Source organism: Amycolatopsis tolypomycina (assembly GCF_900105945.1).
GTDB classification, from domain to species: Bacteria; Actinomycetota; Actinomycetes; order Mycobacteriales; family Pseudonocardiaceae; genus Amycolatopsis; species Amycolatopsis tolypomycina.
This window is the reverse complement of record NZ_FNSO01000004.1, coordinates 7,546,021-7,572,596: the sequence shown is the minus strand read 5'-3', so window position 1 is coordinate 7,572,596 and position 26,576 is coordinate 7,546,021. Positions and strand designations below refer to the sequence as shown.

The window sequence follows — 26,576 nt, the reverse complement described above, 5'->3', positions numbered from 1 at the left end:
CGGGACGCAGCAGCTAACGCCGGTGGGCCGGAGTCCGACATGTGGAATCGATGAAACCCCGCCTGCGCTTCTTCGCGTGGTTCGCCGTGGTGGCCGCGGCGCACCTCGCGGTCGAGGGCTGGACGGAAACGACCGCGATCGGGCTGCCGGTCGGCTTCGCGGCCACGCTGGCGCTGGTCTTCGTCCCCCGCCTGCCGTGGTGGGCGACCGGCGAGGCGCGCCCCGGCGCGCCGGCCCGCCGCGGCGTGCAGGTGGCCGCCTTCGGGCTGTTGTGGCTGCTGGTGGCCGCCGCGATCGTCGCCGGCCTGGTCGACCACCCACCCCACGGCGAGGACGTCGTCTACGCCGGGTTCTTCGTCTCGATCTTCGCCGGCGCTTCGGTGTTCGGCCTGGTCAGGCTGCTGTCGAAGCGGCCGTCGACGCGGCGGGTGGTCCTGCGGTGGAAGTTCGTGTCCGTCACGGTGGCGGTGTGGGCGGTCGGCGGCTTCGCGCTCGCGGCCGAGGTCGCGGCCGTCGTCGTGACCGGGGGCTGGCTGCCGTGGGTCGTGCCGCTGCCGGGCCTGGTCGCCGTGCTGGCGCTCGCCGGGTGGCGGTCCGAGCTGGCCGGCCCGGTGCGGTGCCTGGCGAGCGGGGACTGGACGCCGGTCACGGCCGCGGCGTTCGACGTGCGGGCGGGCGAGCCGGTCGACGGCTGGGCGGTGCTGCCCGGGGACGTGCGGATCAAGTTCCACCTGCCCGTGGCGCCCGCCGACGTCGCCGCCGAGCTGCGCGACCGGCGCCGGCTGTGGCTCGCCGGGTGGCCGGCGGCGGATCTGGTCGTCGGCCACCCGGAGGGCGACAGCTACGCCATCGGGCTCATGGGCGTCCACGGCGGCTGGGGGTAAAAACACGGTTTCCGAGCCGCCGGCCCGCCGGTAGCGTCCTCCTCCGCCCTGACCTGAGGGCCCCGCTCACCACCTTGGGGGTGTGAGCGGGGCCCTTTTCAGCGCCAGTCCTCGACGCCGCCCGGCACCGGCGCGGCCGGGTCGTACGGCGTGCGGGTGAAGACGAACGTCGCCAGGTCGAGGTGGGTGGCGACGCCGTCGGCGTTCCGGCCCACTTCGAGCGTCTCGCCGGCGTAGTAGCCGTCGAGGCCGACGTAGGTGTCCTCGCCGGTCGCGCGGAAGCGCGAGCTGCGCCCGGCGCCCTCGACCGGGGCGAGCAGGAGCAGCCCGTCGCCCTGGACGCGCAGGTGGTACGGGGTCGGGCCCCAGTGCCAGAGCCCGGTCAGCGCGAGCAGCGCGGGGTCGGTGGGCGACGGCAGCCACTCGGCGGGCAGCCGCGGCTCCAGCTCGTCGGTCATCGTGATGAGGTCGAGGCAGAGCTGGGTGATGCCGACGCCGGACGTCGAGTTGGTGAGCACCAGCGCGCCGGTCTGCGCGGCCGGGTCGACCAGCGTCACGGCGAGGAACCCGGGCATCGAGCCGGTGTGGCCGGCGAACCGGCGGCCCTGGTAGCGCACCAGCATCAGGCCGAGCCCGAACCCGGTCGTCCAGACGTCGGTGTCGTCGACGGTGACCATGGTCCGCATCTCGGCGACGGTGTCCGGCGCGAGCACGTCACCGGTTTCGCCGCCGAGGAACGCCGTCCAGCGCGCGAGGTCCTGCGCGGTCGACCACAGCTGCCCGGCGGGGGCCATCGCGCCGGCGTCCGGGCTCGGCTCGGGCAGCAGGACGTCGGCAAAGGGGTGCACGGCGAAGCCCTCGGCGTGCGCGCCGACCGGGTGCGGGGTCGTGCGGGTCATCCCGAGCGGCCCGAGGACCTCCTCGTCGAGCACGGAGAGCCAGCCCTTGCCGCGGTGGCGGGTGAGGAGCTCGCCGAGGACGCCGTAGCCGACGTTCGAGTAGTGGAACCGCGCGCCTGGCCGGTGCTTGGTCGCGCCCTCGGCGAGGCTGCCGACCAGCGCGTCCCAGTCGGCACCCGGGGTCCGCTCCCACCAGAGGCCGGGTGATTCGGACGTCAGGCCGGAGGTGTGGGACAGCAGCTGGGCGACGGTGGCGGCGCCGAACGGCGTGCCGGGGACGTGCTTCTCCAGCGGGTCGTTGAGGTCGAGCAGGCCTTCGTCGCGCAGCCGCATGACGGCGGTGGCGACGAGGGTCTTGGTGATCGACCCGAGCCGGTACTGGGTGTCGGTGGTCGGGGTCTCCCCGCCGACCCGCCCCCGGCCACCGGACCAGACGATCCCCCCGTCCCGCACGACGGCGGCAACCAGCGACGGAGCCCGGCAGGCGGCCTGCTCGTGAGCGATCCGGCGGAGCAGGGCGAGTTCGGTCGAGGCAAGCATGGAGGCATTCTGCCGCGCGTGGTCTCCCGAAGCAGGTCCCGGCCCGTGCACGAGAGGTCGACACGCGTGATTGAAGGGTCGACTCGCGTGATTGAAGGGTCGACTCGCGTGATTGAAGGGTCGACTCGCGTGATTGGAGGGTCGACACGGCGGGCGGCCCGGCTGCGGCCGTGTCGGCTGCCCGATCACGCGTGTCGGCTGCTCAATCACGCGTGTCGACCCTTCCCGCACGGCCGGCCGGGTCAGCCGAGGAGGTTGCGGGCCATCGCTGTCGTCACCGCGGCCGTGCGGTCGGAGACGCCGAGCTTGCCGAACACCCGCAGCAGGTGGGTCTTCACCGTCGCCTCGCTGATGTGCAGGGCGCGGCCGATGTCGGCGTTGGTCCCGCCCGTGGCGACCAGCCGCAGCACCTCCACCTCGCGGGCCGACAGCGGCTGCGGCTCCGGGTTGCGGACCCGGTTGACCAGCTTCCCGGCCACCGACGGTGCCAGCACCGTCTCCCCGCGGGCCGCCGCGCGGATCGCGTTCGCCAGCTCCGCGCGCGAGGCGTCCTTCAGCAGGTAGCCCGACGCGCCGGCCTCCACCGCGCGCAGGATGTCCGCGTCCGTCTCGTACGTCGTCAGCACCACGATCCGGCGGCCGGGCTGCTCGCGCAGGATCCGCTTGGTCGCGCCGACGCCGTCGAGGCCGGGCATCCGCAGGTCCATCAGCACGACGTCGGGGGCGGCGACCCGGTCGAGCGCGACGGCTTCGTCGCCGGAGCCCGCTTCGCCGACGACCGTGAGGTCCGGTTCCGCTTCGAGCATGCCGCGGAGGCCTTCGCGGACGACGGGGTGGTCGTCGACGAGCATGACGCGGATCAAGCCGGCACCTCCAGGGTGAGTTCGGTGCCGCTGGGGCCACTCCGGACACTCAGTCTGCCGCCGACCTGCTCGGCCCGTGACCGCATCCCGCGCAGGCCGAAACCCGTGGCGTGGTCCGGGTCGAAGCCGGCGCCGTCGTCGCGCACCGACAGCCGCACCGAACCGTCCACAGCGGACAGCCGCACCGACACCGCCGACGCGGCCGCGTGCCGCCGGACGTTGTTCAGCGCTTCCTGCGCACCCCGTAGCAGCACGACTTCGCCCGCCGTGCCGATCGGCGGCAGCACACCGTCCACTTCGTACCGGACCACCACGTTGGACGAATCGGCCAGCCGGTCGGCCTGCCGCCGGACGGCGTCGACCAGCGAGCCGGCCGCGAGGTCCGCCGGCGCCAGCGCGGCGACCATCGCGCGGGCCTCGGTGAGGTTGTCCCGCGCGGTGCGGGCGGCCAGCTCGGCGTGCCGCCGCGCCGCCGCCGGGTCGGTGTCCAGTTCGGACTCGATGGCCTGGGCGAGGGTGACGATGCTGGTGAACCCCTGCGCGAGCGTGTCGTGGATCTCGCGGGCGAGCCGTTCGCGTTCGGCCGCGGTGCCCGCGTCACGGGAGAGCCGGGCGACTTCCGCCTGGCTCTCCTCGAGCTTCGCGATCAGGTCCGCGCGTCCCCGGCTCTCCTCGATGACGTGCCCGATGAACTTGCCGCACAGCACCCCGAAGACGACCAGGATCGCCGTCATCGGCAGCAGGATGTGCAGCGTCGGGCCGCGGAACCCGTCGTTCGCGATGGTCGCCGCGGGGTTGAGCAGGATCGCCACCGTGGTGAGGACCGCCGCGGGCCGGAACTCGAGCGTCGAGAACAGCAGCGGGCAGGCCATGAACAGGATGAAGCCCGACGTGCTCGCGGCGAACAGCGAGACCCCGACCAGCGTCAGCACGATGATCGCGAACACCCACCGCTGCGCGACGGGGGAGTCGTCGTCCCTGACCACCCGGCGGCCCCACAGCAGGTAGGACAGCGCCAGCGCGGTGAGCGACCCGGCGGCGACCGCCTTGCGCACCGGGTCGCCGTCGTCCAGCACCACCAGCACCAGCGTGGCCAGGTACGCCACCGCGAAGAGGATCTCCCAGAGCCAGTTGAACCGGTCCCAGGCGTCCTTCACTTCGCGTCGGTCCACCGGAACGTCAGCCGCGCCAGCACCGCGCCCACCACGCACCAGATCCCCAGCACCAGCGCCACCCGCGGAAGTTCCCATGCCCCGGCCATCTCCATCCTCACGGCGCCGTCCGGCAGGAAGACCGACCGGAACCCCTGGCAGATCCACTTCAGCGGGAAGAACGACGCGATGTCCACCATAACTTTCGGCAGGCTCGTGATCGGCGAAACGAAGACGCCGGAGATGAACTGCAGCACCAGGTACAGCATCTGCACGATGGCGACCGCGCCGTTGGTGGACTTCGCCAGCGAGCTGACCGCGATCCCGAGCAGGGTGCACGAGACGATGCCGAGCGCGAACACCCACAGCAGCGTCAGCCACTTCGCCGGGTCGGACGGCAGTTCCAGCCCGAACAGCGCCACGGCGACCGCGGCCATCAGCACGGTCTGGGCCAGGCTCGACACGGCGACCAGCACCATCTTGCCGACGAAGTACGACGCCGGCGGCATCGGCGTGCCGCGCAGCCGCTTGAGCGCGCCGGTTTCGCGGTCGGCCGAGACGCCGGTCGCGATGCTGTTGAACGACGTCGACACGATGCCGGAGCCGATCATCCCGGCCGCCAGCAGCTGCCCGGACGTGACGCCGTCGAGCGCGGTCGGGCCGTCCAGGATGGACCCGAGCAGGATCATCAGCACCGCGGGCAGGGAGAAGGTGAAGACCACCTGTTCCTTGTGCCGGAAGAACTGCCGCAGCTCGGTGCCGCCGCGGGCCAGCCCCAGTGCCAGTGGTCCGGGAAGGGCGAGCGTGGTCATGCCTTGTCTCCGATCAGGTCCAGGTAGATGTCTTCGAGGCTCGGCCTGGTCACCGTCAGCCCGGCGAGCTCCCGACCCCCCGCCGCGAGCTCGGTGACGAGCTTGGTCGGGTACGCGGTGCGCTCGACGTGCTCGCCGCGTTCGTCGGTCCACCGCACGGTGGCCTCGGCGGCGGCCCTGCCACCCAGGTTCTGCGGCGTGTCCTGGGCGACGATCTCGCCGCGGGCGATGACCGCGACCCGGTCGGCGAGCGCTTCGGCCTCGTCGAGGTAGTGGGTGGTCAGCAGGATGGTGGTGCCCTCGGCGGCGAGATCGCTGATCAGCGTCCAGAACTGCCGCCGGGCCTCGGGGTCGAAGCCGGTGGTCGGCTCGTCGAGGAAGAGCAGCTCGGGCCGCCCGATGATGCCGAGCGCGACGTCGACGCGGCGGCGCTGCCCGCCCGAGAGCGCCTTGACGCGCGTACGCGCCTTCTCCGTGAGCCCGACCTTCTCGATCACCTCGTCGGGATCGCGCGGGCCGGGGTAGTACTTCGCGAAGTGCCGGACGGTTTCGGCGACGTTCAGCTCGGCGGCGTCGGTCGCCGTCTGCAGGACGATGCCGAGCCGGGCCCGCCAGGCGCGGCCGGCCTTGCCGGGGTCCTCGCCGAGCACCGTGACCTCGCCGGCCGTCCGCTGCCGGTGCCCTTCGAGGATCTCGACGGTCGTGGTCTTCCCGGCGCCGTTCGGCCCGAGCAGGGCGAAGACCTCGCCCTGGGCGATCTCCAGGTCCAGTCCGGCCACCGCGAGGTGGCCGGGGTACTGCTTGCGCAGGCCGCGCACGCTCACTGCTGTGGTCATGGCCTCAAGCGTGGCCGCCGGAGCCGCCGGATCCGACCAACAGGCGGCTGAATCCGGCTGTCCACCGTTCGGTGGACACGGCGGCTTGGTTCCACGGGAAACCACGAAAACGTTGTCATATAAGCAAAAACCCGAAGATCCGAGCCGGTGGAACCGCCGCGCGGGTGAACGCGCTGTTGACAAGTTGTCTAACATGACAGAATGTCTCACAAGTGGGTGACCGCCAGCGACGGTGTCCGCCTCTCCGTGACCGTCGACGGCCGGAGCGACGGGCCCACGGTCGTGCTCGTGCACGGCTACCCGGACAACAGCTCGATGTGGGCCGGGGTAGCCGCCGCGCTGGCCGCGAAACACCGCGTCGTCACCTACGACGTCCGCGGGGCCGGACAGTCGGACAAGCCTTCGGGACGCGCGTCCTACCGGCTGGACCAGCTGGCCGACGACCTGCGCGCGGTCGTCGAGGCGGTGCAGCCGGACGGCAAGGTGCACCTGGTCGCCCACGACTGGGGCTCGATCCAGACCTGGCACGCCGTCACCGGCGAGGGCCTGCGCGGGCGGGTCGCCTCCTACACGTCCCTCTCCGGGCCGAGCCTCGACCACGCCGGCTCGTGGTTCCGCGCGCAGCTGCGCCGGCCGACGCCGAAGCGGCTCAAGAACGCGCTGAGCCAGTTCCTGCACTCGTGGTACATCCTCGCCTTCCAGATCCCGCTGATCCCGGACCTGCTGTGGCGCACCGGCCTGCTGGGCAGGCAGATCCAGCGGATGGAGCCGGACGCGGCGCGCCCGGACAGGTCCGACGGCCTGCACGGCCTCCAGCTCTACCGCGCCAACATGTTCACCCGGCTTTCGCGCCCCGCGCCCCGGCCCGCCGACGTCCCGGTGCAGGTGCTGGCCCCGACCGGGGACGCCTACGTCACGACGCCGCTGCAGACCGAGGTCACCCGCTGGGTGTCCGACCTGCGGATCCGCCGGGTCGTCGGGACGCACTGGGTGACCCGCGCCCGGCCGGACGTCGTGGCCGCCGCGGCCGCCGAGCTGATCGAGTACGCCGAAACCGGCAGCGAAAGCCGCGCGCTGCGCCGGGCCCGCGTCGACGCCGGGCCGTTCGCGCACAAGCTCGTCGTCGTCACCGGGGCGGGCAGCGGCATCGGCCGCGCCACCGCGCTCGCCTTCGCCGAGCGGGGCGCCGACGTCGTCATCACCGACATCGACGCCGCCGCGGCCGCCGAGACTCGGAAGCTGCTGGGCGCACACGGGCTCGCCGAGTACACAGTGGACTCTTCGGACGGCGAGGCCGTGCACCGGTTCGCGCACGACGTCCGGGAGAACCACGGCGTCCCGGACATCGTGGTCAACAACGCCGGGATCGGCATGTCCGGCCCGTTCCTCGACACGTCCGTCGAGGACTGGGAACGCGTCATCGACGTCAACCTCTGGGGCGTGATCCACGGCTGCCGCGCGTTCGCGCCGATGCTGGCCGAGCGCGCCGAAGGCGGCCAGATCGTCAACCTCGCCTCGGCGGCGGCCTACCTGCCGTCGAAGATCCTGTCCGCCTACGCCACGACGAAGTCCGCCGTGCTGACGCTGAGCGTCTGCCTGCGGGCCGAGCTGGCCGCGCACCACATCGGCGTCACGGCGGTGTGCCCGGGCATCGTCAAGACCAACATCACCAGCACGACCAAGTTCGTCGGGGTGTCCGAAGAGGAACAACGCCGGCGTCAGCAGGAAAGCTCGAAGCTGTACGCCCGGCGCGGGTTCGGCCCCGAGGGCGTGGCGCGGGATATCCTGCGTGCCGTGGAAAAGGACATCGCGATCGCTCCGTCCACTCCGGAGGCGAAGGCCGCGCTGGTCCTTTCGCGACTGACACCCGGCCTCCTCCGCAAGGCCGCGAAGCTGGACCTGACGCCGTGAGCCGGCCGCGGCGGATGTCGCCGCAGGCCCGCCGCGACGACCTGATCCGCGCCGCGCTCGACCTGTTCGGCTCGCGGGCGCCCGAGCTGGTCACCGTGGACGACATCGTCGCGCGCGCCGAGGTGTCGCGGCCGCTGTTCTACCGGTACTTCGCCAACCTGCGCGAACTGCAGGTCGAGGCCCTGCGCACGGTCACCGACGGCCTGATCGACGGCTTGGCAGGCCTCGAGGAAGGGCCCCCCGAAACCCGGCTCCGCGCCGCCGTCCGCGGCCTGATCGACGTCGCCGACCACTACCGCGCGGGGTACATCGCCCTGCTGCGCAGCGGTTCGGTGATCGCGACGTCCGAGACGGACGCGGCCATCGACGAGGTCCGCAACCGCGCGGTGGCGCTGATCCTGGACGCTCTCGGCGTCGAGAACCCCTCACCGCTGCTGTCGCTCACGCTGCGTTGCTGGACGGCGGTCGTCGAAGGTGCCTTGCTGAGCTGGCTGCAGGAGCGCACGGTGCCGCGCGAGTCCCTGGACAGCTGGCTGGTCGACCAGCTCACGGCCATGCTCACCACCACCGCCACCCACGACAGAAGGGGCACTTTCACGTAAAAGTGCCCCTTCTGGCCAGACGTCAGTGCTTGGTGACGAGCTCCCAGCCCTCGACGTTCTCGGGGCTGCGCGGCGCCGGGCCGACGTACTTGGCCGACGGCCGCACGAGACGTCCGGTCCGCTTCTGCTCCAGGATGTGCGCGGCCCAGCCGGCGGTGCGGGCCGAGCTGAACATCGCGGGCATCATGTGCGGCGGGACCTGCGCGAAGTCCAGGATGACCGCGGCCCAGAACTCGACGTTGGTCTCGATCGGGTGATCCGGACGCCGCTCGCGCAGCTCCTTCAGCGCGGCCTGCTCCAGCGCCGCGGCCGCCTCGTAGCGGGTCGCGCCGAGCTCCTGGCAGGTCCGGCGCAGCACGCGCGCCCGCGGGTCCTCGGCCCGGTAGACGCGGTGGCCGAAGCCCATCAGCCGTTCCTTGCGGTCGAGGATGCCCTTGACCAGGCCTTCCGGGTCACCGGTGCGCTCGACCTCTTCGATCATCGGCAGCACGCGCGCCGGGGCGCCGCCGTGCAGCGGGCCCGACATCGCGCCGATGGCGCCGGACATGGCCGCCGCGACGTCGGCGCCGGTGGAGGCGATGACGCGGGCGGTGAAGGTCGAGGCGTTGAGGCCGTGCTCGGCCGCCGACACCCAGTAGGCGTCCAGGGCCTTGACGTGCGCGGGGTCCGGCTCGCCGCGCCAGCGGACGAGGAACCGCTCGGTGATCGAGTGGGCCTCGTCGACGCGGGCCTGCGGCACGGCGGGCTGGCCGATGCCGCGCGCCGACTGGGCGACGTACGACAGCGCCATCACCGAGGCGCGGGCCAGCTGCTCGCGGGCCTCTTCGTCGGAGATGTCGAGCAGCGGGCGGTACCCCCAGATCGGGGCGAGCATGGCCAGCGCGGCCTGGACGTCCACCCGGACGTCACCGGTGTGCACCGGCAGCGGGAACGGCTCGGCGGGCGGCAGGCCGTGGCCGAACCGGCCGTCCACGAGGAGGCCCCAGACGTCGCCGAAGGTCACCTTGCCGGCGAGGTCCTCGATGTCGACGCCGCGGTAGCGCAGGGCACCGCCGTCCCGGTCGGGTTCGGCGATTTCGGTGTGGAAGGCGACGACGCCCTCCAGACCCGGTCGGAAGCCGTCGTCGGGTTGGCCGGACGGCTGTGGCTTGCTGATCGTGGAGGTAGTCACTGTTTCGCGGAACCTTTCGGTGCGCTTTTCCCCGGCTGGTTGCTGCTGGTCGCGCGGTCGGAGGAAGCGCACTGAATGCGCGCCACGTCGCACGGATGGATAGACCTTGCTCTCTTGACCGGCGGCTGGCAATCGAAAGATGCGGTGGTTTCGGTCACGATTACGAGAACGATTCAGTCACCGAAGCCTCCGATCAGGAGAATTTTCACCACTGAGTGTGACGAAGCCCAGGTAAATCCTGTGTTTCCGAACCAGGCGCTGCCGCGTTTCGGGTGATAGACCTAGCGCATGCACCTCAGCCCGCAGGAGCGCGACAAGCTGCTCATCCACGTGGCGGCCGACGTCGCGCGGAAGCGGCTCGACCGCGGCGTCCGGCTCAACTACCCCGAGGCCGTCGCGCTCATCACCGACCACGTCCTCGAAGGCGCCCGCGACGGCCGCACGGTCAGCGAGCTGGTGGCCAGTGGCCGGACCGTGCTCTCCCGGGCGCAGGTGCTCGACGGCGTGCCGGAGATGGTCGACTCCGTGCAGGTCGAGGCCACGTTCCCGGACGGCACGAAGCTCGTCACCGTGCACGACCCGATCGTGTGAGGAGCGGCTGATGCACCCTGGCGAGATCATCCCCGGCGAGGAGCCGGTCGAGCTGAACCCCGGCCGCGCGCGCGTCCGGCTGCTGGTCCGGAACCTCGGCGACCGGCCGGTGCAGGTCGGCTCGCACTACCACTTCGCGGCCGTGAACCCGGGCCTCGAGTTCGACCGGGACGCCGCCCGCGGCCACCGGCTCGACGTCCCGGCCGGGACGTCGGTGCGGTTCGAGCCGGGCGTCGAGCGGGAAGTCGACCTCGTGCCGCTCGCCGGAGCCCGCCGGGTGCCCGGACTCCGATCCGAGTTCGCAGGGGAGTTCTAGAGGTGCCACAGATCGACCGTGAGCGCTACGCCGAGCTGTTCGGCCCGACCACCGGCGACCGGATCCGGCTCGCCGACACCGACCTGCTGATCGAGGTCACCGAAGACCGTTCGATGGGGGCCGGCGGCTCCGGCGACGAGGTGCTCTTCGGCGGCGGCAAGGTCATCCGCGAGTCCATGGGCCAGGGCACGGCGACCCGGGCCGAGGGGGCGCCCGACCTGATCATCACCGGCGCGGTGATCCTCGACCACTGGGGCATTGTCAAGGCCGACGTCGGCGTGCGCGACGGCCGGATCGTCGGCATCGGCAAGGCGGGCAACCCGGACACGATGGACGGTGTCGACCCGGCGCTGGTCATCGGGCCGTCCACCGAGGTGCTCTCCGGCAACGGCAAGATCCTCACCGCGGGCGGCATCGACTGCCACGTCCACTTCATCTGCCCGCAGCTCGTCGACACGGCACTGGCCGCGGGACTGACCACTTTGGTCGGTGGCGGCACCGGGCCCAACGAGGGCACGAAGGCCACCACCGTCACACCCGGCGCGTGGAACCTCGGCCGGATGCTGTCCGCCATGGACGGTTACCCGATCAACGTCCTGCTGCTGGGCAAGGGGAACACCGTCCGGCACGAGGCCCTTCGCGAGCAGCTGGCCGCGGGTGCGGGCGGGTTCAAGCTCCACGAGGACTGGGGCACCACCCCGGCCGCCATCGACGCGTGCCTGACCGTGGCCGACGAGGCCGGCGTCCAGGTGGCCATCCACACCGACACGTTGAACGAGGCCGGCTTCCTGGAGTCCACTGTGGACGCCATTGGCGGCCGCTCGATCAACGCTTACCACACCGAAGGCGCCGGTGGCGGGCACGCGCCGGACATCATCCAGGTCGTCTCGCTGCCGAACGTGCTGCCGTCGTCGACCAACCCGACCCGCCCGCACACGGCCAACACCCTCGACGAGCACCTCGACATGCTGGTGGTCTGCCACCACCTCAACCCGTCGGTGCCCGAGGACCTCGCCTTCGCCGAGAGCCGGATCCGGCCGACGACGATCGCCGCCGAGGACGTGCTGCACGACATGGGCGCGATTTCGATGATGAGCTCGGATTCACAGGCGATGGGCCGGATCGGCGAGGTGATCATCCGGACCTGGCAGACCGCGCACGTGATGAAGCGCCGCCGCGGCGCGCTGCCCGGCGACGGCGCGGCCGACAACCTGCGCGCCCGCCGCTACGTCGCCAAGTACACGATCAACCCGGCCATCGCGCACGGCATGGAGACCGAGATCGGCTCAGTCGAGGTCGGCAAGCTCGCGGACCTGGTGCTGTGGGAGCCGAAGTTCTTCGGCGTCCGCCCGCACGTGGTGCTGAAGGGCGGCTTCCCGGCGTGGGCGGCGATGGGCGACGCGAACGCGTCCATCCCGACGCCGCAGCCGGTGCTCGCCCGGCCGATGTTCGGCGCGTCGATCGGCGCGGCGCTGAGCCTGCACTTCGTCGCTCCGTCCGCTTTGGACAGTGGCCTGCGCGAGACGTTCGGCATCACCCGGCCGCTGGTCGCCGTGTCGAACATGCGCGCGCGGACCAAGGCCGACATGGTGCTCAACGACGCGACGCCGGACGTCCGCGTCGAGCCGGACAGCTTCGCCGTGCACGTCGACGGGGAGCTGATCGAACCGCAGCCGGTGACGGAACTGCCGATGGCACAAAGGTACTTCCTGTTCTGATGGACCTTTCGGCACTGATTCTCGCGGACTCCCGGTTTCCCGGCGGCGGTCACGTCCACAGTGGCGGGTTGGAGGAGGTCGTTTCCCGCCGCCTGGTCACGTCGGTGCGCGACCTGCCGGGATTCCTTTCCGGACGGTTGCGGACGGCGGGTTCCCTGGCGGCGGTGTTCGCGGCGGCTGCGGCGCACGCTGCGGTCAACCAGGGGAACTGGTCGCTTTTGGACAGTGAGCTGGATGCGCGCACCCCGTCGCTCGCGCAGCGCGAGGCTTCGCGCGCCCAAGGCCGCGGGACCGCGCGGGCCGGGCGGATCGCGTGGCCTTCGCCTGTCTTGGCGGGTCTGCTGGCCGAGACGCCGCGGCCACACCACCCGATCATCCTGGGTGCGCTGGTCGGTGTCGCGGGCGGGACGCCGTACGACGCCGCGATGGCGGCCGCCTACCTGTCGGTGAGCGGCCCGGCGAGTGCCGCGGTCCGGCTGCTGGGGCTGGACCCGTTCGCCGTCAACGCCGTCGTTGCCCGTCTGGATCTTGCTTCCGTCTGTGCGGAAGCCGCTGCCGTGGCCGGTGACGACCCGGCGGCACTGCCGTCGCCGGGGTCGCCGGCGTTGGATCTGTTCGCCGAGGCGCACGCCCGGCACCACCAGGAAGAGGTGCGTCTCTTTGCCAGCTGAAGGCCACGGTCACGGGCACTTCCACGAGGTCAACTTCGACCCGACGGCGGCGGAACCCGACCACTACGACGCCGCACCCACCGCGGGCCGCGCTTACCGGATCGGCATCGGCGGCCCGGTCGGCTCGGGCAAGACGGCGCTGACCGCGGCGCTGTGCCGCGCACTCGGCGACGAGATCCGGCTCGCCGTCGTCACGAACGACATCTACACGACCGAAGACGCGGACTTCCTGCGTCGCGCGGGGGTGCTGGACCCGGAGCGGATCGAGGCGGTGCAGACGGGCGCGTGCCCGCACACGGCGATCCGCGACGACATCACCGCGAACCTCGACGCGGTCGAGCGGCTGGAGGAGAAGTTCCCCGGCCTCGACCTGGTGATCATCGAGAGCGGCGGCGACAACCTGACGGCGGTGTTCAGCCGCGGCCTGGCGGACAGCCAGATCTTCGTGGTCGACGTCGCGGGCGGCGACAAGGTGCCGCGCAAGGGCGGCCCCGGCGTCACGACGGCGGACCTGCTGGTGATCAACAAGATCGACATCGCCCACCTGGTCGGCGCGGACATGGAAGTGATGACGTCGGACGCGCACCGGATGCGCGGCTCGTTGCCGGTGATCACACAGTCCCTTGTGGACACCCCGGACGCGCCGGCGGTGGCCGACTGGGTCCGTTCGCTGCTGTGAAGGCCCACGCCCGGCTGACCGCGTGCTTCGACGGTACGCGGACGGTGCTGCGGGAGCTGCGTTCGATGGCGCCGCTGACGTTGTTCCCGCGGCGACGTCCGGGTTCGACGGCCGTGGTGCACCTGGTCAACTCGGCGACGTCGCCGCTGGGCGGGGACGACCTGCTGTTGTCCGTCCACGTCGGACCGGGCGCCTCTCTCCGGCTGTCGGGGGTGGCGGCCACGTTGGCTCTGCCCGGCCTGCACGGTGAGTCGTCACTGTCCACTGTGGATGTGGTGGTGGAGGATGGCGGTTCGTTGGAGTATCTGCCCGAGCCGACGGTGATCACCGCGCGGGCCCGGCACCACGCGGTGTTCCGGGCCTTGCTGGCGCCTGATGCGTATCTGCACACGCGCGAGGTGCTGGTGCTGGGGCGGGCCGGGGAGAAGCCGGGCTCGCTGGTGACCACTTTGGACGTGGTCCGGGCCGGGACTCCGGTGCTCCGGCAGACGCTTTCGGTGGGGGACGCGGGCTTGGACGGGAGCTTGGCCGTGCTGGCGGGCCGCCGGGTGCTGGCCACGGACCTGGAGGTCGGCGGGCCGGAACGGCCGGCGGCGTCGGGTGAGTGGTGGTCCCGCAGCCCCCTCGCTGCGGGCGGCACCCTCACCACTTCCCTTGCCCCGGACGCGGTCACCGCGCTGCGGCCGTTCTGAGCAGCCCCCGTTTTCCACGCTACCGGGGGGCACCGACAGTTTTCAGAACTTGGTGCCCAGCCAGGTCATCGCCGCCGGGCCGCCGATCGACACGCCCCCGATGTGCTCCAGCAGCGGGAACTCCTGCCACGTCACCTTCGCGCCCAAGGACTTCCAGCGGTCGCGCAACGCCGTGCCGACGCTGAACGGGATCAGCTCGTCCAACGTCCCGTGGTACAGGTACACCGGCGGCTTCGGGGCCGTCGTGCCCAGGTAGTTCTCCGCGAGCCGCGCCTGCCAGTGGGGCTCGTGGATCGGGTCCGGCACCGTCACGAAGTCCTGCAGGTGCGCGAACGGTGCCGCCGCGCCCAGCTCCACCGTGCACGCCTTCGACACCCTGGCCACCGCCTCGCGGCCGCGGTCGTTGAGGATCGACGCGAACGGCACGTCCGGGTACGCCGCCGCGAAGCCCGTGGCCGCGCCCAGCACCAAGCCGAACGCCGCGCCGCCGTCGTTGGACGCGAACACCGCGTTCAGGTCGGCAGGGACACCGCCGGCCGCCACCCCGACCACGTTCAGCGAAGGCGCGTACGTCCCCTGCAGCTCGGCCGCCCACGCCGCGGCCTGCCCGCCCTGCGAATACCCGAACACGCCCACCGGGCCGGACGGGGACAGGCCCGCGCCGGCCACCCGGGAGGCGGCCCGTGCCGCGTCGAGCACCGCGCGGCCTTCGGACTGCCCGACCGCGTACGTGTGCGTGCCCGGCGTGCCGAGCCCTTCGTAGTCGGTGACCACGACGGCCCAGCCCTGCGACAACGCCTGCGCCAGCAGCGCGCTCTCGTTCTCGATGCCGTGGGCCAGCAGGTTCGACGGCGCGCACTGGTCGCCGAGGCCGTGCGTGCCCACCGCGTACGTGATCAGGGGCCGCGGGCCGCCGCGCAGCCACGGCGTCGGCGGCACCAGCAGCGTGCCGGAGACGGCGTTCGGCTCGCCGGTCGCCGAGGTCGAGCGGTACAGCAGGTGCCAGGCCTTGACGGGAGCCGGGAACGGGCCGACGAACACCGTCGTCGGCTTCTGTTCCAACAGGACACCCGGCTCCGCGTGCGCCGTGGGGGCGGCTGTCACGAAAAGGAGCGCGACGGCGACCAGTAACCGACGAAGCATCGTTGCCTCCGGTTGTTTGGTAATCGAGGTTTTCACAATTTAGCCAGGCCGGTAGGATCCGGCAATCCCTCAGAAGGAGGAGACAACCGTTGGCTCGCACGTACGGCGGCGTCGCCCCCGAACAACGCCGCGCCGACCGCCGTGAGCGGCTGCTCGCGGCCGGCCTCGAGCTGTTCACCTCGGCCGGCTTCCGGCAGACGAAGATCACCGAGGTGTGCGCCCGCGCCGGGGTGTCCACGCGGAACTTCTACGAGGAGTTCACCGGCAAGGAAGACGTCCTGCGCACGCTGCACGACCGGATCAACAGCCTCGCGCTGGAGCACGTCACCGCCGCGCTCGACAAGGTCGCCGAAGCCGACGCCGTCACCCGGATCGCCACGCTGCTCGACGTCTTCATCGACACGGTCACCGTCGACCCGCGCCTGCCGCGGCTCAACTACGTCGAAGCCGTCGGCGTCAGCGCGGAGCTGGAGGAGCAGCACCAGGTGTGGGTGGACCGCTGGGCGACCTTCATCGAGACGGAGGCGCGCCGCGCGGCCGAGCACGGCGCGGCGCCCGACCGCAACTACCGGCTGACGGCGATCGCCCTGGTCGGCGCGGCCACCGGCCTGCTGCGCGAGTGGCAGGCGCACGAGCCGCCGCTGCCGGTGGAGGACGTCGGCGCGGAGCTGCGCGCGTTGATGCTGGCGGCCATCATGCGGCCGGAAAAATCCCGGGACTCCCGGGCAACCCCGGGGCACCCTCGAACGTGAAGGAGTCGAGCCGGGAGGGGGAACCGGGGGGAGGCCGGCTCACGTGAGGGCCCTTTCCCGGCAGTCGGTGCCGGGAAAGGGCCCTCACGGACGTCACGGCGTCCGGACCGTGGGCAGGCCGAGCGCGACCGGGCCGGTCGTCTGGCACACGTCGTGGCAGGTGTTGTCGAGCGTGCAGCACAGCGAGCAGATCGGGCCGTCCTGCTTCGCGCAGTCGGCGACGTCCGGCAGCTCGTACGGGTCGCCGCAGACCGAGCAGGTGTGCGTCGCGCGCAGGTCGACGTCGGAGTCCGGGCCGGCGACGGTGTTCTCCCGCGCCAGGTAGTACTTCCCCTTCGTCGCCACGGCCAGCACCGGCACCAGGACGACGGCGATGACCAGCGCGAGCAGCGGGCTGAACGCGGCCAGGAACTGCCCGAACGCGCCGAAGTACGCCACGATCGACACCGCCGACGCGACCACCATCGAGCCGAACCCGACCGGGTTGATCTTGTGCAGGTAGGCCCGCTTGAACTCGATGTAGCGCGGCGAGAGGCCCAGCGGCTTGGCGATCACCAGGTCGGCGCAGACGGCGCCGATCCACGCGATGGCGACGTTCGAGTAGAAGCCGAGGATCTTGTTGAGGAACCCGAACGCGCCGAACTCCATCAGCGCGAGCGCGATCCCGCAGTTGACCAGCACGTACCAGACCCGGCCGGGGTGCTTGTGCAGCACGCGGGAGAAGAAGTTCGCGAACGACAGCGAGCCGGAGTAGGCGTTCGTCGTGTTGATCTTGATCTGCGAGACGACGACGAACAGCGCGGCGAACGTCAGCGCCACCGGCCCGAGCGCCGGCTTCACCGCTTCGAGGTACGGCGCGATCGGCTCCAGCGCGTGCGTCTTCCCGACGACGCCGAGCGCGAGGAAGGCCAGCAGCGCGCCGCCGATCTGCTTCGCGGCGCCGAGGAGCACCCAGCCGGGCCCGGCGGCGAGCACGGCGGCCCACCACGACCGCTTGTTCTCCGCCGTCTTTTCGGGCATGAACCGCAGGTAGTCGGCCTGTTCGCCGATCTGCCCGATCAGCGACAGCGCGACACCCATGCCGAAGCCGAACCCGATCGCCGAGAACCCGGCGCCGGCCCCCTCGGTACCCCCGAACTGGGTGAACTCGGCGAACTTGCCGGGCTCCCGGACCAGCACGACGACGAACGGCAGCACCAGGCCGGCGATCCACAGCGGCTGCGTCCAGGTCTGCATCTTCGCGACCGCGCCCATGCCGTAGAGCGCGAAGGGCAGCACGATGAGCGTGGCGAGCAGGTAGCCGATGGGCAGCGGGATGCCGAGGGCGAGCTCGAAGGCCTGGCCCATGATCGAGCCCTCGAGCGAGAAGAAGATGACGGTGAAGCTCGCGTACACGAGCGAGGTCAGCGTCGAACCGAAGTAGCCGAAGCCGGCTCCGCGGGTCAGCAGGTCCATGTCCACTCCGGACTTCGCGCAGGCGGCCGCGATGGGCACGCCGGTCACGAAGATGACGACGGCCGCGGCGAGGATCGCCAGCACGCCGGAGGTGAAGCCGTAGGAGAGGACGATGCTGGCGCCGATGGCGAAGTCGGCGAGGTAGGCGATGCCGCCCAGCGCCGTCGTCGCGACCACGAACGGGGACCATTTCCGGAACGAATGAGCGGCGAAGCGCAGCGAGTAGTCCTCGCGGTTTTCGTTCGCCGCGAGCGGCGCGTACCGGCGTTTCGGCGGGGCGCTCTTTTCGGCGCTGGACAGGGTCTCGGTCATGCCTGCCTCCGGGGGTGGTGGGGAACGGGCCGAAGGTAGGTGCGTCCTGTATCGATCCTGGTCCAGGAGGTAACGCGCCGGTTACGGCTTGTTGTCCAGCGGTTACGTCGTGGTGGTGGCGGGTGTCACCGTTAGGTGGGTTCCGCTGCCGGTCCCGAGGCCCTAACGTGCCCTAAAGCCGAAGTCGACTGATGCCCCGACCGGGCGTGGAGGTTTGGCGATGATGCCGGAGATCGAGGACCAGGTGGAAGACGCCGTAGTACGCCTTCCCGGAATGCGCGTGGCCTACGACGGCGCGGCGTTCGACGAAACCGCGCTCGCCGCCACCTGGACCGATCAGCTGCAGGGCTGGCTGAACCAGGCGGTCGCGGCGGGCATCGCGGAGCCGAACGCCATGGTGCTGGCGACGGCGGACGCCGAAGGCCGCCCGTCGTCCCGCACGGTCCTGTGCAAGGGCCTCGACGACCGCGGCGTCGTGTTCTACACGAACTACACGTCATCGAAGAGCCACGACCTGACGGCGACCCGGTACGCGTCGGTGACGTTCCCCTGGTACGCGCTGCACCGCCAGGTCCACGTCCGCGGCGAGGTCGAGAAGGTCGGCGTCAAGGAGACGGCGGAGTACTGGGCCCAGCGTCCGCGCGGTTCGCAGCTGGGCGCCTGGGCGTCACCGCAGTCCCGCGTGGTCGACGGCCGCCGCGCGCTGGACAACGCGCTGCACGGGATCGAGCGGCGCTTCGCGGACGTGGAGCACATCCCGGCACCGCCACACTGGGGCGGCTGGCGGATCCGGCCGGACCTGGTCGAGTTCTGGCAGGGGCGGGAAGACCGGATGCACGACCGGCTGCGGTACGTGCGCAACGACGACGGGTGGCACATCGAGCGCGTCGCCCCCTGAGCCCCGAGCGCCCCAATGAGGTTTTCTCAGTAGCGGTGTGGTGTGTGGATGAGGCGTGGGGCCCCTGGTAGGACTGGATTTGCGAAGATCAAGTCCGAGGTTCCAGAGGCCCCACGTGATCAATTATGGTGCCACCCTCGATGTGGCGCGTGAACTGGTCTGGTTCGTTGCCCGTGTCCTGCACACCGAGCGTCGGCGGCGTGGCACCCGCCGGGGCCGGCGCGCGTTGACCCCGTACTGGCAGGCGGTGCTGGTGCTGCGCTGGTTCCGCGACGCCACCCCCCTGCACCGGCTGGCGGCCGACCATCGCATCAGCATCGCCACCGCCTACCGCTACCTGCACGAAGCCATCACCGCCCTCGCCGCCCAGGCCCCGGACCTGCATCAGGTCCTGCGCGAGCGGCACGCCGCCGGTGACACACACGTGATCCTGGACGGCACCCTGATCCCGTGTGACCGGGTCGCGGCGACCACGATCAAAACCAAAGGTAAGAACCGTGGCCGGATCGTGCACCTGTGGTACTCGGGCAAGCACCGCGCCTTCGGCGGGAACATCCAGTTCCTGGCCAGCCCGGACGGGTTCCCGTTGTGGGTCTCGGCGGTGCTGCCCGGCTCCCGCAACGACCTCTCCGCCGCCCGCGACCACGGGATCGTCGGTGCGTTGACCGCCGCCGCGGGCCAGGGCCTGAGAACTCTGGCCGACAAGGCCTACCACGCCGCCGGGATCGGCATCCTCACCCCGTTCAAGAAAACCGCAGGTCAACCACCCCTCAACGCCCGGCAACGGGTCCACAACCTGCTGCACGCCCGGGCCCGCGCCCTGGGTGAACGCGCCATGGCACTCCTCAAAACCCGCTGGTCAGCACTCCAACGAATCACCCTCTGCCCACACCGCATCGGCCACATCGTCCAAGCAGCCCTCGTCCTCACCCACCACGAACACCACGGCCGCTACTGAGAAAACCTCAATGTGGCGTTGGTTGCGTTGGACGCACCGAACGCCACATTGGGGCGCTCGCCGGGGCGAGGTAAATCACCTGCGCGGAGATACTTAGCCCCGCTAAGCTGATGTGTCGTGACTGGTGAACCGGGGACCTTGCCGCCCCGCTCGGGCATTCGGAAGGTCCTCGGCCGCATCATCGTCGATACGCGGCCGCTGAAAATCCCCGCCTTCCGGCGGCTTTGGCTGTCCACTGTGGTCACCGCCGTCGGTACCCAGCTGACCGCCGTTGCCGTGCCCAAGCAGGTCTTCGACCTCACCGGGTCCTCCGCCTACGTCGGCCTCACCGGGCTCGTCGCGCTCGTTCCGCTGCTCATCTTCGGGCTCTGGGGTGGCGCCGTCGCCGATGCCGTTGATCGGCGGAAGCTGCTCTTCGTCACCAACGTCGGCGTCGCCATCACCTCCGGCCTCCTCTGGCTGCAGGCCTTCGCGCAGTTCGGCTCCGTCTGGCTCGTCCTCGGGCTGCTCGCCGTCAACCAGGCCTTCTTCGCGATCAACATGCCCACCCGCGGTGCCGTCGTGGCGCGGCTCGTGCCCGCCGAACTGCTGCCGTCGGCCAACGCCCTCAACACCACCATGTCCACCTTCGGCGCGGTCTTCGGCCCGCTGCTCGCCGGCGCGCTGATCCCCGTCCTCGGCCTCTCCACCCTCTACCTGATCGACGTCGTCGCCCTGACCATCACGCTCTTCGCCGTCTGGCGGCTGCCCTCGATCCCGCCGCTCAACGGCCCTTCGCGCCGCGCCGGGATCAGGGACGTCGTCGACGGCTTCAAGTACCTCGCCGGGCAGAAGATCCTGCTGGCCTCCTTCGTCGCCGACATCATCGCCATGGTCTTCGGGATGCCGCGCGCGCTGATCCCGGAGATGGCCGAACGCACCTTCGGCGACCCGCCCGGCGGTGGCCCCGCGCTCGGCTGGCTCTACGCCGCCCTGCCCGCGGGCGCGATGCTGATCGGGCTCTTCTCCGGCTGGCTGACGCGCATCCACCGCCAAGGCGTCGCTGTCGTCGTCGCGATCTGTGCCTGGGGTGCCGCGGTGGCCGCGTTCGGGCTCGCGCACTCGCTGTGGCTCGCCGTCGTCTTCATGGCGCTGGCCGGGGCCGCGGACATGGTCAGCGCGGTCTACCGGATGGCGATCCTGCAGGTCGCGACCACCGACGAGATGCGCGGACGGCTCCAGGGCGTCTTCACGGTCGTCGTCGCCGGCGGCCCGCGGATCGCCGACCTGACCCACGGCTGGGGTGCCGCCGCGTTCGGGACCGCGGCCGCGGCGAGCGTCGGTGGCCTGCTGGTCATCGTGCTCGTGTGCGCGTCGATGTTCCTGCTCCCGGCCTTCTGGCGATACCGGGCGCCCACGACGTAGGCCATCCGGGCTAGGGTGCGGACATGCGTACCTTAGCCGTCGCTTTTGTCGCTTTTGCCGCCTTGACCGCCTGCTCCTCCGGGGACGAACCCTCGAAGGCACCCTCGTCGTCCGCGCCCACCCAGCCGAAGCCGGCGCCGAGCACGAACGCCGCCGCGGCGGCGCTCGACCCCTGCAAGCTGCTGCCCGCCGAGGCCGTTTCGAAGGCGCTGTTCCTCGACAACCTCAAGGCGGTGCCGGGCCCGGCGCAGGACAGCACGGCCAACGGCGGCAAGGCACGCAGCTGCGAGTACCAGCACGACGGCAAGGCCGCCGGCGCGCTCGCGGTGACCCGCTACGAGGGCAAGCAGGGCAAGCCCGCCGAGATGGTCGCGTCGATCAAGAAGGCGAAGCCGGGCGCGCAGGACGTCCCGGGCTTCCCGGACGGTGCCGTCTACTACGTCGACGGCCAGAAGACGGCAACGCTCGCTTCGGCCGAACTCGTCGCGGGCACGCCGGTGCTGATCAACTACACCGGCCCGGCGAAGATGACGCCGGAGCAGCTCGCCCCGCTCGTCAAGCAGGCCCTCGACGCCGGCTGATCAGGCCCAGCCCACGAGCCGCCGCGCCGACAGCGTGTCCTCGGCCGGCAGCTGCGGGAACGCCGGCCGCGCGATCGCGCCGGGCGTGGCGGGCGACGAGAACCACTCGCCCTGCGCGGTCTGGTAGAGCACCGTCGCCCGGTCCGGCGCGGCGACCACCTTGGCGATCCGCGGCTCGGACGGCTCGACGAGCTTGGTCAGCTGCGGCGTTCCGCCGTCGAGGTGCAGCCGCACCAGCACGCCGTGCTCGTCGGTGCCGGTGACGGCGGACATCAGCACCGTCTTTGCGTCGAGGGCGTCGACGAAGTTGTAGGTGGCGCCCGGTTCTTCGTAGACGGCGTAGGCGATCGCGCCCGAGGAGTCGGTCAGGTAGGTCAGGCCGTCGCCGGCGCGCTTGACGTCCCGCCAGGTCAGCACCTCGTTCCGCGGGCCGAGCCACCAGTCCCGGACGTGCTGGTCGGCGTGCCCGTTCGGCACGAGGTCGGTTTCCTTCGCCGGCGCCCCGAGCTGCGCGTAGTCGACGGAGTACACCGCCTTGCCGTCGTCGAAGAACAGCTTCGACCCGGCCGGCCCGAACCGCGGGTTCCCGAACCGCGACGCGGCCTCGCTCATCGTCCGCTCCGGCGCGGGGACGACGCCGGTGCGCTCGTAACGCCGGTCGGTGGCGTTGAGCCGGAACACTTCGACGCCATCGCGGGTCTCGAGCGTGGCGTACTGCCCGTCGGGCGAGACGACGTCGAGTTTCGTGGTCGGCGTGCTGAAGCGGCGCAGCGAAGTGTCCCGGCCGGGGAGCGGCAGGACGGTCTTGACCGCACCGGTGGCCGGGTCGGCGAAGGCGACTTCGTCGGGACTGGCTTCACTCCGGCGCTGCAGCAGCACGACGCCGGAGAGGTCGAGCGGCGCGGCTTCCGGCGTGGCGGCCGCGGCGGCGGCAGGCGGCGGGGCCTGCTCGCTCCCGCACGCCGTTGTCAGCACGGCCACCACCCCGAGCACGGCCGCGCCCCAGCGGATCTTCGCCACCATCCGAACCTCCCGTAGTCGAAGGATCGGATGGGGCGGACGATCATTCGGTTCCCGGCGATTTCCGGCGCACTGCCGCCAGTTCGACCGGGCTGTGCGCCGAGAACACCGTGACGTCGTCGCGGTGGGTCCGCGCCAGCTCGTGCAGCCGCGCCAGGTTCTCCAGCCGCGGCCCGCGCACCGTCTGGACCAGGGTCTGGAACGCCGTCAGGCCCGGCGGGCAGTGCGGTGCCACCGGGTCCAGCTGGCCGTGGAAGAAGTACGCGTCGCCCGCGTGCAGGAGCCAGCCGTCGCCCGTGTCGACCGCCACGCCCGCGTGGCCGCGCGTGTGGCCGGGGAGCGGGACCAGCAGGATCTCCTCCGGCAGGCCCTTGAGCGCGCGGACCGCGTCGAAGCCGAACCACGGCTCGCCCGTCTCCTCGTACGTGCTCCACAGCGGGCGGTGCGCGAACTGCGCCGCGCGGTAGCGGTTCTTCTCCGCCGCGTTCGCCGGGGCCGTCGCGGACCGCTGCTCTTCGGCGCGGACGTGCACGACGGCGTTCGGGAAGTCGGCCAGCCCGCCCGCGTGGTCGACGTCGAGGTGCGTCGCGATGACGTGCCGGACGTCGGCGGGGTCGAGGCCGAGCGCCTTGATCTGCGCGACGGCCGTCTCGGCCGCTTCGAGCCGGGCGCCCACCGCCGCCAGGAAGAACCCGCCGAGCCACTCGCGGGGACGGGCGACGGCCTGGGTGCCGAAGCCGGTGTCGACCAGCACCAGGCTGTCGCCGGTTTCGATCAGCAGGCAGTGCGCGACCAGCTCCGCCCGCCGCAGCAGGCCGGGCTCGCCGTCGATCAGCTTACCGCCCGCCGGGCGCATCGTCCCGCAGTTGAGGTGGTGCACCTTCATACGCTGCTCCTGGTGCTCAGCCGGAGGAACTCGGTCTCGTCGTGCGCGGCGAACACGCTCACCTCGTCGCCGTGCTCCTGAACAAGCTGGCGCAGGCGGCGGTGATTGTCCAGCCGGGCGCCCTTGACCGTCTCCATGTGGCCTTCGAACCACTTCAGGCCCGGCGGGCAGTGCGGGGCGGCGGCGACCTGGCCGTGGAAGAAGTACGAGTCGCCGGCGTTGAGCAGCCAGCCGTGGCCGGTGTCGACGGCGACCCCGGCGTGGCCGCGCGTGTGTCCCGACAGCGGGACCAGCAGGATCTCCGGCGGCAGGCCGTCGAGCTGCCGGACGGCGTCGAAGCCGAACCACGCCTCGCCGGAGTCCGCATAGGACATCCACTGTGGACCGTGGGCGAACTGGATCCGGCGGTACCGGCCGCGCTCGTCGTCGCGCGGTTCGGTGAACGCCCGCAACTCCTCCGCGTAGACGTGCACGCGCGCCCACGGGAAGTCGATCAGCCCGCCGGCGTGGTCGAGGTCGAGGTGGGTCAGCACGATGTCGCGGACGTCGGCCGGGTCGAAGCCGAGCGCGCGGACCTGCGCGATCGCCGTCTGCGCCGGGTCGGGGACCGGGTTGGACTGGCGCACGAATCCGGCGCCGAGCCAGGCGTTCCGGTCGACGGCGGCGGGTGTGCCCATGCCGGTTTCGACGAGCACGAGACCGGTGTCCGTCTCCAGCAGCAGGCAGTGGCAGACCATGGTGGCGCGCCGGAACACGCCCGGTCTCCCGTCGATCAGCCTGCCGCCGGGCGGCCGCAGGGTGCCGCAGTTGAGGTGGTGGACGCGCATCAGGAGAACTCCCGTTCGAGGGTGGCGTGCAGGTGGGTGGCGACGGCGCGCAGCGGCGCGAGGTCGCGGCGGGTGCGGGCCAGCAGCAGCCCGCCTTCGATCGCAGCGAGGACGACGGTGGCGAGCTCGTCGGCGCGCTCGCCGGAAAGCCCTTGTGCGGCGAAGTATCCGGTGAGGATGCCGTGCCACGACGCGTAGCCGTCGACGCAGGCTTCCCGGATCGGGTCGCTGGCCGCGGCGGCATCCAGTGCCACGGTCGCGATCGGGCAGCCGCGCTGGAAGTCCGACGCGGTCAGGAAACCCGCGAGCGCGTCGACCGCGCGGTCGATCCCGGTCGCGGGGTCGGGAGCGTCGCCGAGGATCGCTTCGAGGAGCGTGCCCGTGCGTTCGGTCGAAAGCCGGACGGCCTCGGCGGCGAGCTGTTCCTTGCCGCCGGGGAAGTGGAAGTAGAGCGACCCCTTGGGCGCCCCGCCCGCCGTCGTCAGCTGGGTGAGGCCGGTGGCGTGGTAGCCCTGGGTCTGGAACAGGTCGGCGGCGGTGTCGAGCATCCGCTGCCGCGTGTCGGTGCGGCGAACCATGATCCGACCGTAGCGCAAACTATGACGACCGGTCTAGTGACTTCGTGGATCGGTAAGGTCGTGCGCATGGGCAACCCGACCGGTCAGCAGTTCGAGATCACCCGCGGCAACGCCCGCGCCGTCGTCACCGAAATCGGTGCCGGCCTGCGCGCGTTCGAAGTCGGCGGCGTGCCGTACGTCGAGGAGTTCCCCGAAGACGCGAAGCCGCCGCTGGGCGCCGGGCAGGTGCTGCTGCCCTGGCCGAACCGGACCAAGGGCGGCCAGTGGACGTTCCAGGGGGAGACCCAGCAGCTCGAAATCACCGAGGAGGCGCGCGGCAACGCCATCCACGGCCTGACCCGCCACCTCGAGTGGGAGCTGCTGGAGCACGCGGAGTCGTCGGTCACCCTGGCCGTCGACGTCGCGGTGCAGCCCGGCTGGCCGGTGCCGCTGCGCGCGACCGTGACGTACGAAATCGCGCCGCGCGAGCTGACCGTCACCCACGAGATCCGCAACGAAGGCGAGCAGCCGATCGGCGTCGGCGTCGGCACGCACCCGTACTTCCGGATCGGCGATGTCCCGACCGACGAGCTCACCCTGACGCTGCCCGCGAGCCGCGTCCGGCCGTCCCTGCCTGACGAACAGATGCCCTACGCCGAGGAGCAGGACGTCGAGGGCACCGAGTACGACTTCCGGGCCGGTCGCGTGTTGGCGGGCGTCAACCTGGACACGGCGTTCGGCGGCCTCGCGGCGGCCGAGGACGGCCGGCACCACATCGTCCTGAGCCACGACGGCCAGGAGCTGCTGGTCTGGACCGGCCCGGACTTCCACTGGGCGCAGGTGTTCACGCCGGACGACCTGGTCGGCCGCGGCCGCGCGGTCGCGATCGAGCCGATGACCTGCCCGGCCGACGCGCTCAACACGGGTACCGACCTGATCGAGCTGGAGCCGTCGGCGTCGTGGTCGGGCAGCTGGGGCATCCGGGTCCGGTGACGCCGCTGCGCCTGGGCGTCGCCGACGCGGGCGAAGTCCTGACGCTGCAACGCGCCGCGTACGTGACCGAGGCTCGCGCGCACGGCGACCTCGACCTGCCGCCGCTGCTGGAAACCCTCGACGAGACACGGGTTGCGCTCGCGGGGCTGTCCTGGGGTGTCCGGGAGGCGGGCCGCCTGGTGGCGTCGGTGCGGCTGACGGTGGCCGGGCCGGTCGCGGTGATCGGCAGGCTGGTCGTCGCCCCGGACCGGCAGGGCGCCGGGCTGGGCGGCGGGCTGCTGCGGTTCGCGGAGTCGGCGGCGCCGGCCGAGGTGACGCTGTTCCGGCTCTTCACCGGCTCGAAGAGCGTGGGGCCGTTGCACCTGTACGCCAAGCACGGGTACCGGGAGACGCACCGGACGCCCGAGAACAACCACGAGCTGGTGCACCTGGAGAAGGCCCGGGCCTCCTAGAC

27 protein-coding genes and 1 pseudogene are annotated in these 26,576 nt (G+C 71.6%); 16 read left to right on the top strand and 12 right to left on the bottom strand.

The window, feature by feature from the left end:
• Positions 1–50 precede the first annotated feature (50 nt).
• A complete protein-coding gene (locus BLW76_RS44560) occupies positions 51–884 on the top strand; it encodes a hypothetical protein (protein ID WP_091320653.1) in 834 nt (277 codons plus the stop codon).
• Positions 885–982: 98 nt separating this feature from the next.
• Here BLW76_RS44560 and BLW76_RS44555 read toward each other — a convergent pair whose 3' ends face one another.
• From BLW76_RS44555 to BLW76_RS44535, 5 genes are all read right to left on the bottom strand, one after another.
• Complete coding sequence (locus BLW76_RS44555) at positions 983–2,323, bottom strand: serine hydrolase domain-containing protein (RefSeq protein ID WP_091318419.1); 1,341 nt, start codon at positions 2,321–2,323, stop codon at positions 983–985.
• 242 nt (positions 2,324–2,565) lie between these two features.
• Positions 2,566–3,186, bottom strand: coding sequence for a response regulator transcription factor (locus BLW76_RS44550; RefSeq protein ID WP_091318417.1), 621 nt, complete (start codon positions 3,184–3,186; stop codon positions 2,566–2,568).
• Positions 3,183–4,343, bottom strand: coding sequence for a sensor histidine kinase (locus tag BLW76_RS44545; RefSeq protein WP_091318415.1), 1,161 nt, complete (start codon positions 4,341–4,343; stop codon positions 3,183–3,185). Before BLW76_RS44545 ends, BLW76_RS44550 begins: the two co-directional genes overlap by 4 nt.
• Positions 4,340–5,149, bottom strand: coding sequence for an ABC transporter permease (locus BLW76_RS44540; RefSeq protein WP_091318413.1), 810 nt, complete (start codon positions 5,147–5,149; stop codon positions 4,340–4,342). Before BLW76_RS44540 ends, BLW76_RS44545 begins: the two co-directional genes overlap by 4 nt.
• On the bottom strand, positions 5,146–5,985 hold the full coding sequence (locus BLW76_RS44535) for an ABC transporter ATP-binding protein (protein ID WP_091318411.1): 840 nt from the start codon (positions 5,983–5,985) through the stop codon (positions 5,146–5,148). Before BLW76_RS44535 ends, BLW76_RS44540 begins: the two co-directional genes overlap by 4 nt.
• 216 nt (positions 5,986–6,201) lie before the next feature.
• On the opposite strand from BLW76_RS44535, the gene BLW76_RS44530 reads away from it, so the two are divergent.
• Positions 6,202–7,896 (top strand): SDR family oxidoreductase, encoded by a 1,695-nt coding sequence (locus BLW76_RS44530; protein ID WP_091320651.1) that lies wholly within the window; start codon positions 6,202–6,204, stop codon positions 7,894–7,896.
• A 14-nt stretch (positions 7,897–7,910) separates the two neighbouring features.
• Positions 7,911–8,498: a TetR/AcrR family transcriptional regulator gene (locus BLW76_RS44525; protein ID WP_091318410.1), complete on the top strand. Its 588-nt coding sequence runs from the start codon at positions 7,911–7,913 to the stop codon at positions 8,496–8,498.
• Between the two features lie 22 nt (positions 8,499–8,520).
• On the opposite strand, the gene BLW76_RS44520 is transcribed toward BLW76_RS44525, so the two are convergent.
• Positions 8,521–9,669 (bottom strand): citrate synthase 2, encoded by a 1,149-nt coding sequence (locus BLW76_RS44520; RefSeq protein ID WP_091318408.1) that lies wholly within the window; start codon positions 9,667–9,669, stop codon positions 8,521–8,523.
• 288 nt (positions 9,670–9,957) lie between these two features.
• Between BLW76_RS44520 and BLW76_RS44515 the strand changes: the two genes are divergently transcribed.
• Genes BLW76_RS44515 through BLW76_RS44490 form a run of 6 tightly spaced genes read left to right on the top strand, consistent with a single transcriptional unit; the run spans position 9,958 to position 14,336 of the window.
• Positions 9,958–10,260, top strand: a complete 303-nt coding sequence (locus BLW76_RS44515; RefSeq protein ID WP_020641633.1) for an urease subunit gamma — start codon at positions 9,958–9,960, stop codon at positions 10,258–10,260.
• Positions 10,261–10,270: 10 nt separating this feature from the next.
• On the top strand, positions 10,271–10,576 hold the full coding sequence (locus BLW76_RS44510) for an urease subunit beta (RefSeq protein ID WP_091318407.1): 306 nt from the start codon (positions 10,271–10,273) through the stop codon (positions 10,574–10,576).
• A gap of 2 nt (positions 10,577–10,578) precedes the next feature.
• A complete protein-coding gene (locus BLW76_RS44505; RefSeq protein WP_091318405.1) occupies positions 10,579–12,294 on the top strand; it encodes an urease subunit alpha in 1,716 nt (571 codons plus the stop codon).
• Positions 12,294–12,965: an urease accessory protein UreF gene (locus BLW76_RS44500; protein ID WP_091318403.1), complete on the top strand. Its 672-nt coding sequence runs from the start codon at positions 12,294–12,296 to the stop codon at positions 12,963–12,965. The genes BLW76_RS44505 and BLW76_RS44500 overlap by 1 nt, the downstream gene beginning before the upstream one ends.
• Positions 12,955–13,644 (top strand): urease accessory protein UreG, encoded by a 690-nt coding sequence (gene ureG / locus BLW76_RS44495; protein ID WP_086844435.1) that lies wholly within the window; start codon positions 12,955–12,957, stop codon positions 13,642–13,644. Before BLW76_RS44500 ends, ureG begins: the two co-directional genes overlap by 11 nt.
• Entirely contained in the window at positions 13,641–14,336 is a 696-nt protein-coding gene (locus BLW76_RS44490) for an urease accessory protein UreD (RefSeq protein ID WP_091304708.1), read from the top strand. Before ureG ends, BLW76_RS44490 begins: the two co-directional genes overlap by 4 nt.
• 42 nt (positions 14,337–14,378) lie before the next feature.
• Here the strand turns inward: BLW76_RS44490 and BLW76_RS44485 are convergent, their stop codons facing one another.
• The gene (locus BLW76_RS44485; protein WP_091318402.1) at positions 14,379–15,479 is read right to left on the bottom strand and encodes a lipase family protein; all 1,101 of its coding nucleotides are present in this window, start codon (positions 15,477–15,479) and stop codon (positions 14,379–14,381) included.
• A gap of 89 nt (positions 15,480–15,568) precedes the next feature.
• On the opposite strand from BLW76_RS44485, the pseudogene BLW76_RS44480 reads away from it, so the two are divergent.
• Positions 15,569–16,278 (top strand): annotated as a pseudogene (locus BLW76_RS44480) (TetR/AcrR family transcriptional regulator).
• A gap of 46 nt (positions 16,279–16,324) precedes the next feature.
• On the opposite strand, the gene BLW76_RS44475 reads toward BLW76_RS44480, so the two are convergent.
• The gene (locus tag BLW76_RS44475) at positions 16,325–17,998 is read right to left on the bottom strand and encodes a purine-cytosine permease family protein (protein ID WP_091304707.1); all 1,674 of its coding nucleotides are present in this window, start codon (positions 17,996–17,998) and stop codon (positions 16,325–16,327) included.
• 220 nt (positions 17,999–18,218) lie between these two features.
• On the opposite strand from BLW76_RS44475, the gene pdxH reads away from it, so the two are divergent.
• From pdxH to BLW76_RS44455, 4 genes are all read left to right on the top strand, one after another.
• Positions 18,219–18,896 carry a pyridoxamine 5'-phosphate oxidase gene (gene pdxH, locus BLW76_RS44470; protein ID WP_091304706.1) on the top strand — a complete coding sequence of 226 codons (678 nt, stop codon included), beginning with the start codon at positions 18,219–18,221 and terminating at the stop codon, positions 18,894–18,896.
• A gap of 115 nt (positions 18,897–19,011) precedes the next feature.
• Entirely contained in the window at positions 19,012–19,854 is an 843-nt protein-coding gene (locus BLW76_RS44465) for an HARBI1 family protein (RefSeq protein WP_091318399.1), read from the top strand.
• A 138-nt stretch (positions 19,855–19,992) separates the two neighbouring features.
• Positions 19,993–21,258 (top strand): MFS transporter, encoded by a 1,266-nt coding sequence (locus BLW76_RS44460; protein WP_208613628.1) that lies wholly within the window; start codon positions 19,993–19,995, stop codon positions 21,256–21,258.
• A 23-nt stretch (positions 21,259–21,281) separates the two neighbouring features.
• The gene (locus BLW76_RS44455; protein WP_091318397.1) at positions 21,282–21,839 is read left to right on the top strand and encodes a DUF3558 family protein; all 558 of its coding nucleotides are present in this window, start codon (positions 21,282–21,284) and stop codon (positions 21,837–21,839) included.
• Here the strand turns inward: BLW76_RS44455 and BLW76_RS44450 are convergent, their stop codons facing one another.
• From BLW76_RS44450 to BLW76_RS44435, 4 genes are read right to left on the bottom strand one after another with little or no spacing between them, the layout of a single operon-like run.
• Positions 21,840–22,862 carry a hypothetical protein gene (locus BLW76_RS44450; protein ID WP_091318395.1) on the bottom strand — a complete coding sequence of 341 codons (1,023 nt, stop codon included), beginning with the start codon at positions 22,860–22,862 and terminating at the stop codon, positions 21,840–21,842.
• Between the two features lie 40 nt (positions 22,863–22,902).
• Complete coding sequence (locus BLW76_RS44445) at positions 22,903–23,745, bottom strand: MBL fold metallo-hydrolase (protein ID WP_091318393.1); 843 nt, start codon at positions 23,743–23,745, stop codon at positions 22,903–22,905.
• On the bottom strand, positions 23,742–24,572 hold the full coding sequence (locus BLW76_RS44440) for an MBL fold metallo-hydrolase (RefSeq protein WP_091318391.1): 831 nt from the start codon (positions 24,570–24,572) through the stop codon (positions 23,742–23,744). The genes BLW76_RS44445 and BLW76_RS44440 overlap by 4 nt, the downstream gene beginning before the upstream one ends.
• Complete coding sequence (locus BLW76_RS44435) at positions 24,572–25,150, bottom strand: TetR/AcrR family transcriptional regulator (protein WP_167384934.1); 579 nt, start codon at positions 25,148–25,150, stop codon at positions 24,572–24,574. Before BLW76_RS44435 ends, BLW76_RS44440 begins: the two co-directional genes overlap by 1 nt.
• A 66-nt stretch (positions 25,151–25,216) precedes the next feature.
• On the opposite strand from BLW76_RS44435, the gene BLW76_RS44430 reads away from it, so the two are divergent.
• Together BLW76_RS44430 and BLW76_RS44425 are read left to right on the top strand one after the other, a co-directional pair.
• Positions 25,217–26,122, top strand: coding sequence for an aldose 1-epimerase family protein (locus BLW76_RS44430; protein WP_091320647.1), 906 nt, complete (start codon positions 25,217–25,219; stop codon positions 26,120–26,122).
• Positions 26,089–26,574, top strand: coding sequence for a GNAT family N-acetyltransferase (locus BLW76_RS44425; protein WP_091318387.1), 486 nt, complete (start codon positions 26,089–26,091; stop codon positions 26,572–26,574). The genes BLW76_RS44430 and BLW76_RS44425 overlap by 34 nt, the downstream gene beginning before the upstream one ends.
• Positions 26,575–26,576: the final 2 nt, after the last annotated feature.

What these genes read in the sequence shown, in the direction of transcription:
- BLW76_RS44560 (WP_091320653.1), top strand. Translation starts at nt 51, where the DNA reads ATGAAACCCCGCCTGCGCTTCTTCGCGTGGTTCGCCGTGGTGGCCGCG.
- BLW76_RS44555 (WP_091318419.1), bottom strand. Translation starts at nt 2,323, where the DNA reads ATGCTTGCCTCGACCGAACTCGCCCTGCTCCGCCGGATCGCTCACGAG.
- BLW76_RS44540 (WP_091318413.1), bottom strand. Translation starts at nt 5,149, where the DNA reads ATGACCACGCTCGCCCTTCCCGGACCACTGGCACTGGGGCTGGCCCGC.
- BLW76_RS44535 (WP_091318411.1), bottom strand. Translation starts at nt 5,985, where the DNA reads ATGACCACAGCAGTGAGCGTGCGCGGCCTGCGCAAGCAGTACCCCGGC.
- BLW76_RS44525 (WP_091318410.1), top strand. Translation starts at nt 7,911, where the DNA reads ATGTCGCCGCAGGCCCGCCGCGACGACCTGATCCGCGCCGCGCTCGAC.
- BLW76_RS44515 (WP_020641633.1), top strand. Translation starts at nt 9,958, where the DNA reads ATGCACCTCAGCCCGCAGGAGCGCGACAAGCTGCTCATCCACGTGGCG.
- BLW76_RS44510 (WP_091318407.1), top strand. Translation starts at nt 10,271, where the DNA reads ATGCACCCTGGCGAGATCATCCCCGGCGAGGAGCCGGTCGAGCTGAAC.
- BLW76_RS44500 (WP_091318403.1), top strand. Translation starts at nt 12,294, where the DNA reads ATGGACCTTTCGGCACTGATTCTCGCGGACTCCCGGTTTCCCGGCGGC.
- BLW76_RS44485 (WP_091318402.1), bottom strand. Translation starts at nt 15,479, where the DNA reads ATGCTTCGTCGGTTACTGGTCGCCGTCGCGCTCCTTTTCGTGACAGCC.
- BLW76_RS44475 (WP_091304707.1), bottom strand. Translation starts at nt 17,998, where the DNA reads ATGACCGAGACCCTGTCCAGCGCCGAAAAGAGCGCCCCGCCGAAACGC.
- pdxH (WP_091304706.1), top strand. Translation starts at nt 18,219, where the DNA reads ATGATGCCGGAGATCGAGGACCAGGTGGAAGACGCCGTAGTACGCCTT.
- BLW76_RS44455 (WP_091318397.1), top strand. Translation starts at nt 21,282, where the DNA reads ATGCGTACCTTAGCCGTCGCTTTTGTCGCTTTTGCCGCCTTGACCGCC.
- BLW76_RS44450 (WP_091318395.1), bottom strand. Translation starts at nt 22,862, where the DNA reads ATGGTGGCGAAGATCCGCTGGGGCGCGGCCGTGCTCGGGGTGGTGGCC.
- BLW76_RS44445 (WP_091318393.1), bottom strand. Translation starts at nt 23,745, where the DNA reads ATGAAGGTGCACCACCTCAACTGCGGGACGATGCGCCCGGCGGGCGGT.
- BLW76_RS44440 (WP_091318391.1), bottom strand. Translation starts at nt 24,572, where the DNA reads ATGCGCGTCCACCACCTCAACTGCGGCACCCTGCGGCCGCCCGGCGGC.
- BLW76_RS44435 (WP_167384934.1), bottom strand. Translation starts at nt 25,150, where the DNA reads ATGGTTCGCCGCACCGACACGCGGCAGCGGATGCTCGACACCGCCGCC.
- BLW76_RS44430 (WP_091320647.1), top strand. Translation starts at nt 25,217, where the DNA reads ATGGGCAACCCGACCGGTCAGCAGTTCGAGATCACCCGCGGCAACGCC.